At 30.3% G+C, this 11,369-nt stretch carries 9 protein-coding genes and 1 pseudogene; 5 read left to right on the top strand and 5 right to left on the bottom strand.

Annotated features, from left to right (window positions below; genetic code table 11):
* Nucleotides 1-52: 52 nt before the first annotated feature.
* From Q0616_RS06970 to Q0616_RS06960, 3 genes are all read right to left on the bottom strand, one after another.
* Entirely contained in the window at nt 53-1,786 is a 1,734-nt protein-coding gene (locus Q0616_RS06970; protein WP_188319415.1) for a hypothetical protein, read from the bottom strand.
* A gap of 13 nt (nt 1,787-1,799) precedes the next feature.
* Nucleotides 1,800-2,951: an ATP-binding cassette domain-containing protein gene (locus tag Q0616_RS06965; protein ID WP_171623404.1), complete on the bottom strand. Its 1,152-nt coding sequence runs from the start codon at nt 2,949-2,951 to the stop codon at nt 1,800-1,802.
* Between the two features lie 576 nt (nt 2,952-3,527).
* Nucleotides 3,528-4,718, bottom strand: coding sequence for a phosphoglycerate kinase (locus Q0616_RS06960; RefSeq protein WP_286484099.1), 1,191 nt, complete (start codon nt 4,716-4,718; stop codon nt 3,528-3,530).
* 541 nt (nt 4,719-5,259) lie between these two features.
* Between Q0616_RS06960 and rpiB the strand changes: the two genes are divergently transcribed.
* A complete protein-coding gene (gene rpiB / locus Q0616_RS06955) occupies nt 5,260-5,700 on the top strand; it encodes a ribose 5-phosphate isomerase B (RefSeq protein WP_171623402.1) in 441 nt (146 codons plus the stop codon).
* 224 nt (nt 5,701-5,924) lie between these two features.
* Nucleotides 5,925-6,929, top strand: coding sequence for an aspartate--ammonia ligase (gene asnA, locus Q0616_RS06950; RefSeq protein ID WP_171623401.1), 1,005 nt, complete (start codon nt 5,925-5,927; stop codon nt 6,927-6,929).
* A gap of 133 nt (nt 6,930-7,062) precedes the next feature.
* On the opposite strand, the gene Q0616_RS06945 is transcribed toward asnA, so the two are convergent.
* Nucleotides 7,063-7,860: a glycosyltransferase family 25 protein gene (locus tag Q0616_RS06945; protein WP_171623400.1), complete on the bottom strand. Its 798-nt coding sequence runs from the start codon at nt 7,858-7,860 to the stop codon at nt 7,063-7,065.
* 278 nt (nt 7,861-8,138) lie between these two features.
* On the opposite strand from Q0616_RS06945, the gene Q0616_RS11890 reads away from it, so the two are divergent.
* From Q0616_RS11890 to Q0616_RS06935, 3 genes are all read left to right on the top strand, one after another.
* A complete protein-coding gene (locus Q0616_RS11890) occupies nt 8,139-8,567 on the top strand; it encodes a hypothetical protein (RefSeq protein WP_366940279.1) in 429 nt (142 codons plus the stop codon).
* Nucleotides 8,568-10,298: a ribonuclease R gene (gene rnr, locus Q0616_RS06940; protein ID WP_366940280.1), complete on the top strand. Its 1,731-nt coding sequence runs from the start codon at nt 8,568-8,570 to the stop codon at nt 10,296-10,298.
* An 80-nt stretch (nt 10,299-10,378) separates the two neighbouring features.
* Nucleotides 10,379-11,023, top strand: a complete 645-nt coding sequence (locus Q0616_RS06935) for a LysE family transporter (protein ID WP_298776048.1) — start codon at nt 10,379-10,381, stop codon at nt 11,021-11,023.
* A 63-nt stretch (nt 11,024-11,086) separates the two neighbouring features.
* Here Q0616_RS06935 and Q0616_RS06930 read toward each other — a convergent pair.
* Nucleotides 11,087-11,369: pseudogene (locus tag Q0616_RS06930) on the bottom strand (hypothetical protein); the annotation flags it as partial.

Here is an 11,369-nt window from a genome sequence, read left to right as displayed (position 1 = left end):
TTTTAATTCATTAAAAACAGCTTTTTTGATTTATTTGTTTTCATTTTTATTTTTATTCTTCTGGCATGGCTTGCCATTTTTTGTAAAGATTAATAATGAAATAAAAACTTATCGCAAATAAGATTGGATTAATAAATAGAAAGATTTCTGATAATTTTTGCAACATCAATAATTCATTATTTGTTTGTCTCAAATCATAAATTCCAATTCCTGAATTAGGATTATACAACATTTCTGCTCGAATATCGGTGTAAAAACTCAACATCGCAATAGCGATAAAGATATTTGTCGCAACAAACCAATTTAGATTAACACCTGTTAGAACTTTGTATTTTTTGGAACGCAATCCTAAAATTATAATCACAATAAATGCAATGTAGAAAAACAATAAAATAATGTAGGGTGTATATTTTGTGTGACCAATACTCGCATCAATAGAAATTCCGAAAACACTTCCAAGAATTCCTAAGATTCCTGATCCAATCAAGGAAATTAACCAAACTTTGAACGAACTAAATCTAAACGAAATAACAAGAACAGTAAAAATTAAAGCGGTTAACAAATAGTGCTGAATATGATTTAACCAAGTGGATTGATATTTCGAAAACTCAATGTTTTCATATACCCTGTTCAAACTATCTTGGTTTATGTAATCTTTTTGCTTTCTGTTTTCGTCTTGGTATGAATTAATATAATCAAGTTTATGATCAATAAAATAATAGGGATATTGAGGAATATAATCGATCCATTTTTTATGTTTGAACTGATAACCAATTTCTTGTTTTTTGAGTAAATCAGTATAATTATTCAATAAATTTTCAATTTCTTTACGATCATTTTTTTGTAACAAAGCCATCCATTGTTCATCGTAAAATTGATGATTAAAAGTTGAATCTTTCGGGTTTTGGAATGTTAAAAAACTATAGTTGTATAAACTCGCTAAATTGTAATAAACGTTTGGATTTTCAGCAGTTGAAACTTGTGCTGAAACAGAATCTATAGCATAAACTGGTTCTGAAGCTACATAAGTAGCTTCCATCGCTGGATTATATTCATTAGATTTTACTTTGAATAATGGTTGATATATTTCATTAAAAATAATTTTAGAATAACTTTTACGTTGAGGAAAATGATTTGCTAATAAAGTTTCAAATTCTGGGTTTCTAAAATAAGGTTTTAAAAAAGCATTATACGAATATGTCGGATTTTCTCTTAAATATTCCTTTTTGTTTATTTCATACAATTCCTTTGTTTCTTTTTCTGAAACCAACGAATCAAAAACAGAAACAGGCAAATTTCTCGAATAATTATCATAACCAAAAGTTGGTTGTAATGCAAAACCTTGCGCACGGTTGATGACATCAATATCTTTCAAATATTGTTCTTCTGACATATAATTTGAAACGCGTAATTTCAATCCAGTTTTAAACGAATTTGGAACATACATCATCAAAAAGAAGATGAAGAAAACAGCTAAAAACTCTTTGAACAAATAGTTTCTTGAAGTTGGATAATTTGATTTGAAACGATTATTTTTAAAATAAAAGTAAAGCCAAATAACCGTAATTAATACACCTATTAAAATATAAAAAAATATAGTTCCTGAATTGAAAAAGGTTTCATATAATGCACTTTCTTGTAGTTGAGATTTTTTATTGAAAAATAAAAAACCATTGATAAATGCAATAAGATTAAAAATAAATACAGTTAGTAAAATCCAAATAAATTTCAGATTCCAAATCAACGGATATTTTGTTATTAAAGTTTGATTTATTTTTTTAAACATAATTTATTTAGTTTTAATTGACAAAAAAGCGACGACTTGACTTCGAAATATCTCTGATGTATTTTACTTTTAAGGTTGATTTTCCTATTTCTGATAGAATATTATTTATCGAAATTCCCTTATCAAAATAAGCAATATACGAACCTCCGTTAAATTTGATTTGCTTAATTTCAATACCCGATAAAGCTGTTAATAACTCTTCTTTTGTATTATCAACATCTATTTCAACAATCGTAAATTCTCCTTCCAAATCATTTGTATCTCCTTGTATTTTAAGTTTTCCTTGTTCTAAAAATAGAACCTCTGTAGATACTTTTTCAACTTCATACAATTGTTGAGAACTCAATATAACACCAAATGGATTTCGGATAGATTGCGATAAAAACTTCAAATCTTCCAGAATAATTTGTTGTGCTAAAATATCCAAATTAGCCAAAGGTTCGTCTAACAACAAAACTTTTGGACGACGCAATAATGTTCGCGCCAGCTCGAATCTCATTTTATAACCAGACGACAATTGTCGCCATTGCAAATCTTTGTAAGACCAAAGTCCCAAACGAGCCAACATTACATTGGCCAACAACCAATTTTCTTCGCTATAAATATCATAACAGCTTAATGTAAATTGCAGATTTTCCATCAACGAACCGTACAAAACTTCGATACGTTGCGGTACATAAACTAACTTCGTTTTCAGTTCGTAACTAAACGATTTTGCTGTAGAAAATTGGTAATTGATATCACCAGCAGTCGGTTTTAGTTCGCCACAAATCAAACGCAATAAAGTCGTTTTTCCATTTCCATTTTCACCAACCAAACCAACAACTTCTCTCGATTTGAGATCAAATGTTATGGGATGAAGTTTAAAATTTCGACGATGATATGCTTTTTCAACATTGTTCGTTGAAATCAAAATTTCCTCATTTTGATAAGCTGGAGGAGTCGCTTGTTTTAACTTTTCAACAAGTTCTAATGCCTTAGTTTTTTTATGATCGTTGGTTGATTTTTCGTCGTAATATAAATCTGAATACGAAATAATCTCTTTGTAAAAAGATATTTTATCCAAATCCAAGACACAATCAATCAAGCGTCGATATCCCAAATCGAGATCGTTATGATTCAAATGATTTTCTACTTCGTTTAGGCGTTGGTTAAATTCATTCATAAACTGAAAATTAGTTCATTACGAATATAACAAAGCTTTATTTCAAATAAAATAGCTAATTGTAGTTATATTTCAATTTCAACATTTTTTGATAAACTATCTTAATTACTTTTTAATTCATTTAAAATGAATAATTTATAATTAACAATTTTAGTATAATTGACTTATTTAAATTCAAAAAAATGACTTATTCACAAGTTTTAATAAACTACGTTTATAAGCTTTTAATTTATTTAAATACAATCATTTACTATTAACAAAATAGTATAATTCTATCTTACAAACAATTATTTGATAACTCAGTTAAAAAGTAGTTAATTTATTCATTATAAATATATTACTATCAACAATTATCAAAACTGATTTTTTTTAGAATCACATTGTGAAAAGATGTTGAGATTTCTCAATACTTTGAAATGTCAGAAATTTAATGTCATTCAAAAAAATATTATTCTGAACGAAACGATAGTAAAGTGAAGAAGCTACTCATGAAAAAGTAAAGTTCAATGAATTCAAAAACATAAAAAAAGCCGAGCAAAAGCTCGACTTTTATTTATGTTGAAAAAATGTTGTTTCTTAATTTAGAATTGCAGCAACTCCTGGTAATTCTTTACCTTCAAGTGATTCTAACATTGCACCACCTCCAGTTGAAACGTAACTCACTTTGTTGTCGTAACCAAATTGTTTTACGAAAGCAACAGAATCTCCTCCGCCAACTAAAGAGAAAGCGCCATTTGCTGTAGCTTCTGCAATTGCATCACCTAAAGCAACCGTTCCTTTTGCGAAATTTGACATTTCAAAAACACCTAAAGGACCATTCCAAAGTATTGTTTTCGAATTTTTAATCACTTCTGCATTTTGTTTGATTGTTTCATCAGCAACATCCATTCCCATCCATCCATCAGGAATCTCACCAACTTTTGTCACTTGTGTATTCGCTTCGTTACTAAAATTATCAGCAATCAAATTATCGATTGGCAAATATACTTTTACGTTATGTTTTTCACATTCAGTTAAAATTTCTTTCGCTAAATCTAATTTATCGTCTTCAACCAACGAATTTCCAATTTTTCCTCCATTCGCTTTAACGAAAGTATATGTCATTCCACCACCAATAATCAAGTTATCAATAACAGGTAAAATATTGTTGATAATTGTAATTTTAGAAGACACTTTAGCTCCTCCAAGTATCGCTGTTACAGGTTTTTCACCATCAGCTAACACTTTGTTAATAGCTGTTAACTCCTGTTCCATTAACAAACCAAAACATTTATTTTCTGGGAAAAAATCTGCAATAATTGCTGTAGAAGCATGCGCACGATGTGCTGTTCCGAAAGCATCGTTCACGTAAATATCTCCAAATTGAGCCAAAGCTTGTGCAAAATCTTTGTCACCAGCTTCTTCTTCATTGTGGAAACGGACGTTTTCTAATAATACAACTTGGCCTGATTTTAGATTATTAACTTTTTGTTTCGCATCATCGCCAATAACGTCATTTGCAACAATTACATCAACGCCAAGAATTTCTGAAACTTTAGATGCAATGTGTTTTAATGAATATTTATCATTGAATTCTCCTTTTGGACGTCCTAGATGACTCATTAAGACAACTGCTCCACCATCCTTCAATACCTTATCGATCGTTGGTTTGGCAGCTCTAATTCGTGTATCATCGGTAACATTTAAGTTTTCGTCTTGTGGAACATTGAAATCTACACGGATTAATGCTTTTTTATTTTCGAAATTGTAGTCGTTGATTGTTTTCATTTTTTGCTTTTGAAATTTGTACTTCACAAAAGTAATCAAAGTTTCATTTTCGCACTTAAAATCATTCAATACAATTTTCAACTATTAACAATTCATATATATTATAATAGATTAATTAATTTTTAAATTTTAAAAAAAAGAAAAATGTTACTACTATTAGCACTGTTAATATGTGGATAACTAAAGTGAGATAAATTTTATTTAATAGCAATTAACAAGCTATTATTCGTAATTTTGTTTTGTAATGAAAGAGTTAGATCAGCTATCAACAATTAATCATTTTGGTTGATAAACAACTTTTGTTAAAAAGAAGTTTTGTGAAAACTATCAATAACCGTGTGCAAATCTTTTGTGCCAAAATGAAAACTTTCACTTGACTTGTATTGATTTATTTCTAATTGATTTTTTGAATCAGATTTCCAAATTTTTGTATCGAAAAGTTATTAGTTTTATTCAATCATCTTTTAACAAGTTGTTACTTTTACTTAACGTTTGATTTACAATTATTTAAAACAAAAAACAAAAAACACCTGTTAATTAAATGAAAATTGCAATCGGAGCGGACCATGCTGGGTTCGATTATAAGGAGAAATTAGTACCCTTTTTAACAAGTCAAGGATTTGAGGTTGAGGATTTTGGAACGTTCTCAACAGCAAGTGTTGATTACCCTGATTTTGCACATCCAACGGCACAAGCTGTAGAAGATGGAAAAGCAGATTTCGGAATTTTGATTTGTGGTAGTGCGCAAGGCGTTACCATAACTGCAAATAAACACCAAGGAATTCGTGCTGCATTGTGTTGGATGACGGATATAGCTCGTTTGGCTCGTCAACACAATAATGCAAATGTATTGACTTTGCCTGCTCGTTTTATTGCGTATGAATATGCAGAAGAAATTGTGAATACTTTTTTAGCAACAGAATTTGAAGGTGGTAGACACCAAGGACGTGTAGATAAAATAGCGTGTTCTTGTAACGGATAATTTTATATAGGTACATATAAGATAAAAAATCGGTCAATTCGTAAGAGTTGATCGATTTTTATTTTAAATATTAAACCTAAAATAATTTATAAGTTTAAATATTAAATAATAATTAATAAATTACATTTGTAATTAACTATTTTTAAACTAATTTAAGTCAATAGTAAATTTTATATAAAAAGCTGTTCTATTTTTACACCCAGAAAGAATTTAAAGATTAAAAGATGAGCAGAGCATTATTACTTCGAGAACAAGCAATTTCTTATGTTAAAGAAGAATTCTCTAAAGGATTACAAAAAGAATTAAACATAATTCCTGTGTCAGGACCATTGGTAGTTTTGGATGGTACAGGAATTAATGATGATTTGAATAGTATCGAAAGACCTGTAAAATTTCCGATTAAATCTTTAAATGATCAGCATGCTGTAGTTGTACATTCTTTGGCTAAATGGAAACGTATTCGTTTGAAAGAGTTGGAGATAGAACCAGGAGAAGGAATTATAACAGATATGCGCGCATTACGCCCTGATGAAGATTATTCGCCAATACATTCTATTTATGTGGATCAATGGGATTGGGAAAAAGTAATTGTTCCTCAAGACCGTCAGTTAGCTTATCTTTTCCAAACAGTTGAATCTATTTACAAAGTAATTAAAGAAACAGAACAAGGTGTAGAGGCTAAGTATCCTCGCTTAAAAGCAATTTTACCAGATAAAATTACGTTTATTTCATCAGAAGATTTGTTACAAAAATACCCAACATTTACTCCTAAACAGCGAGAAAATGCAATTTGTAAGGAATTTGGAGCGGTGTTTATTTATGGGATTGGAGGTGAACTAAGTAACGGAGAATTACACGATTCGCGCGCTGCAGATTATGATGATTGGAGTACTGAAAATAGCGAAGGTTTTAAAGGTTTGAACGGTGATATTTTAGTATGGAACCCAATTTTGGAAACTGCTTTTGAACTTTCTTCGATGGGAGTTCGTGTAGATAAAAAAGCATTGACTAAACAACTGGAGATTAGAAACTCAACAGACCGTAAAAACTTATTATTTCACTCGATGTTATTAGACGATCAATTAACAGAATCCATAGGAGGAGGAATTGGTCAATCTCGTTTGTGTATGTTTATGTTAAAGTCGCGTCACATCGGCGAAGTACAAGCTAGTATTTGGGATGGTAAAGTAAAAGAAAAATTAAAAGAGGAAAGTATCGAATTACTATAAATAGAAAAAGCAGTTTCTTAAGTTGAAACTGCTTTTTTTAGGTTTTAAGATAGCATTAACATTGTTTATAACTGTTGATAAGCATTGTTAATTTATTGTTTTTAAATGTTATATGATTGATGCTGATTGTTAATTAAGAAATGCGTTTGTTTTTCTTTGCGATAAAACTATCATAAAAATTTCTGAAACCATGATGCTTAATTAAATAGAGATATTTGGGAAAAATTCGATTTACTTCATAAATCAATTGTCTTGGAAATTTTGATTTTCTTAACGATCTATCAATTTGAATTTGAGTTTCTACTGGCGCAGGTTTAACAAGTGATGGAAGAATATTATAAATTCTTAAATCAAATTCCCACGCATGTTGCAAATCACAGTCAATAGGTCGTTTGATTGTTGGTAAAGGATTTTTAATTTTGGCTAAAAATTTTTCTGCAGCAAAACGAGTCCAAATCGCAGCAATCGTTGTAATCGGAATACTTGTTCCGCAAGCCGCCAAAATATGTTTTTCGTCTATTTCTGCTATCTTAATGTGTTTTCTTTTTCCGTTAAATAACTTCAGAACATCCCATTGATGTTTTTTGGGAAGTTGGTGATACATCGAAAGAGAGTTCTCTATAACAGATTTAAAATCATCCGCCATTATGGCGTCATCTTCAATAATAACGGCAAATTCGTTTTTGGAAGCCAAGAAAACTTCTAATGTTTTGACATGACTTAAATAACAACCAATTTCTCCAGGAACCAAATCACGATCATATTTGTTATCCACTTTATAAGTAGTAACATCCATGGTTTTAGCATCTACAGCAGAAATTCTTTCGTATGAAACAGCACATTTATCGAATTCGTTTTGCATTAATTTCAATCGTTCTTCTGCACGATCTAAATTAATCAAATAAGTTTGATATAAAGGTTTAGTATCCATTCAATTAATAATCTTGTCAAAAATAACTTTTTTGGCTCAATTTTCGCAATAAATCGAAGTGTTAAAAGTAATCTTATCTTTTATGTAACATAGAATTGGCTGTAAATTGTTATTTTAGAAAAAGGATATATTACCTTTGCAGTGGTTATGTTGTTTATTAACATCTTATCAATAGTTATTAAAACTAAATTAATAATCAATGAATTAAGATGTTTATTTATTAACTATTTTAAAATAAATCTCGAAAATAAATCAAGAGATTTTACAGAAAACAAATTATGCCAAGAAAAAATTTTAAAAATACAAAGGCGAAAAAAGACAAAAACATAACAAAGTTTACGAAGTCTATCATCGAAGTTTTATTTCAAAATCCAAATAAACCTTTAAATTACAAACAAATCGCAGCAGCTTTAAATTTAACGAATCGAATTGATGTCGAATTATTAATCAAAAATTTGAATGTTTTATTAGCTGATAAAAAAATAACTGAAGTCGAAAGAGGAAAATACAAGATTAATGCAACCAATGATTATATGGTTGGAATTGCCGATTTAACTTCTTCGGGAAGTGCTTACATTGTGATTGATGGTTTGGAACAAGATGTTTTTGTACAAAAAGGAAAAACCAAAAATGCCTTAAAGGGCGACACACTTCGTGTTTATGTTTATCCTAAAAAGAACACAAATTCTTCTCGTGCAGAAGGTTAAATTGTTGAAATTGTAGAACGTAATAAAACAGAATTTACTGGAATTTTCGAATTAGGAAAAAACGGAAATTTTGGATTTGTAACGATGCAAAATGGAAATCACGATTTTTTTATTCCAAAAGAGCGTATTAATGGAGCTCAATCAGGAGAAAAAGTTGTGGTTCGTTTAACGAATTGGCCAGAAGGTTCTAATTCTCCGTTTGGAGAAGTTTCTAAAGTTTTAGGAAATCCAGACGATACAGATGTTGAAATTCATGCAATTTTATTTGAATATGATTTACCAGCTAAATTTCCGGACGAAGTAGAGGAAGAAGCAAATCAGTTGGATACAACTATCGGAGAAAATGAAGTTGCCCGTCGCCGAGATATGCGAAATGTAACAACATTTACCATTGATCCGAAGGATGCAAAAGATTTTGATGATGCTTTATCTATACGTAAATTGGATAATGGAAATTGGGAAATTGGTGTGCATATTGCCGATGTCACACATTATGTTCATCCAGGTTCGTTAATCGAGCAAGAAGCTTACAAACGTGCAACTTCTGTTTACTTAGTTGATAGAGTAGTACCAATGTTACCAGAAGTTTTGTCGAATGTTGCCTGTTCTTTACGTCCAAACGAAGATAAATTTACCTTTTCAGGGGTATTTGAAATGGACGACAATGCGAAGATTGTAAACACGTGGTTTGGTCGAACTGTAACGCATTCGGACAGACGTTTTACATACGAAGAAGCACAAGCTATTATCGAAGGAGAAGATGGAGATTTTAAAGATGAGATTTTAACTTTAGACCGTTTAGCGAAAACAATGCGCCAAAAGCGATTGAAACATGGAGCAGTTAACTTTGATAAAGTTGAAGTAAAATTCGATTTGGATCAAGCGCATAATCCACAAGGAATTTTCTTTAAAATTTCGAAAGATTCGAATAAACTAATTGAAGAATTCATGTTGTTATGTAACCGAAAAGTTTCAGAATTTATTAGTTTAGATAAAAACGGCAAAGAAAATACGAATACCTATATTTATCGTATTCACGATGATCCAAATCCGGATAAGTTACTAGATTTAAAGAATTTTATTCGTCAGTTTGGCTACGAATTAGAAATTGGAGATCGTAAAACAACCATCAATTCGATGAATAAATTGTTAGCAGATGTAAAAGGCAAACCAGAAGAAAATATGGTTGAGACTTTGGCTATGCGAACAATGGCAAAAGCTAAATATACAACAGAAAATATAGGACATTACGGTTTAGCATTCGATTATTATACTCATTTTACTTCGCCTATTCGTCGTTATCCAGATATGATTGCACACCGATTGTTACAAGATTATTTGGATGGTAAAAAATCGCCATTAGCTTCTACCTATGAAGAGAAGGCAAAACATTGTTCTTCACGTGAAAAAATTGCAGCAGAAGCCGAAAGAGAATCGATTAAATACATGCAAGTTAAATACATGGAGCAATTCGTAGGTCAAACTTTTGATGCGTTTATTACAGGAGTTCAGGATTATGGAATATTCGTTGAAATTCCAGAAACTCGTTGTGAAGGATTAATCAGATCGCGTGCGATGAAAGGTGATCATTTTGTTTTTGATGAAAAAAATCATGCCTTAGTTGGAAAACGTACACGAGTTAAATATCAATTAGGAAGCCCAGTTAGAATCAAAGTTTTAAGTGCAGATTTAATTAAGAAGCAATTAGATTTTGAATTGGTTGATGCTTAAGTTTCATAATTTAAACTTATCTTGCAGACCTTAATTAAGTTATGGAAATAATATTTTCGGCCATACTAATAGGTTTTTTATTGAGCACAATCCTTATTGGACCAGTATTTTTTTTGCTTATCGAAACAAGTTTACGAAGAAGCTGGAAAACAGCTGTAGTATTGGATTTGGGAGTAATAGCTGCGGATATTCTATGTATTGCTGCTGCTTATTTTGGGAGCAAAGATTTTGCAGATTATGTGACCAATCATCCAAAGTTTTACCGCATTTATATCATTGCAGGTTTCTTTGTATTAATTTACGGAATTTTCATGTATTTCTCTAAACCAAAGCTACATATAGAAGGCGAAGCGGGATTTGTAAGCAACAATTATTTGAGAACGTTTATCAATGGATTTATTATGAATTTGTTGAATATTGGTGTCATTGTTTTTTGGTTTGTAATTGTCTCTTCAATTATGATTCAATATCCAAATCCAAGAGATTTTATGCTGTATATGGGCGTTGTTTTGACGACCTATTTTGTAATAGATTTGGGTAAAATATTTTTGGCAGGGAAGCTACAGAAACGTTTTACCGATCAAAAAGTATTTATGGTGCGAAAAGGAGTTGGTATTTGTCTATTAATCTTTGGACTAATTATCATTCTGAAAGGTTTCGGATTCTTTAAAGAAATTGATCAAAAGATAGAGAATCAGCTCATTAATCAAGAACAAACAAGTTAGAAATATAAACTCCCATCAAATTTTTTGATGGGAGTTTTTACTTAACATAAAAGGTGTTATAAATTATTCTTGAGGTTCAAAAGAAGTAACGGTTTTAGTACAATCACCAAGACAAGATGTACAAGATTTTTTATTTGCAGCTGGAACACAACCGTTAGTACCAGCACACGCTTTACTTGTACAAGAAATACCTCCAACTAATAAAGAAATATTTCCATTATTATTACTTTCTTCTAATAAGGTTGTTGTTACTAAACCATTGTCAGATAAACTTCTTAAATAATATGAATTATCAATATTAATAATCTTAGATTCGTTATAAGATAAACTATTTTCATTAACAGGA

The organism is uncultured Empedobacter sp., assembly GCF_937930195.1.
GTDB classification, from domain to species: Bacteria; Bacteroidota; Bacteroidia; order Flavobacteriales; family Weeksellaceae; genus Empedobacter; species Empedobacter stercoris.
Note: the sequence above shows the minus strand (reverse complement) of the source record. Positions and strands in the feature narration are given on the sequence as shown.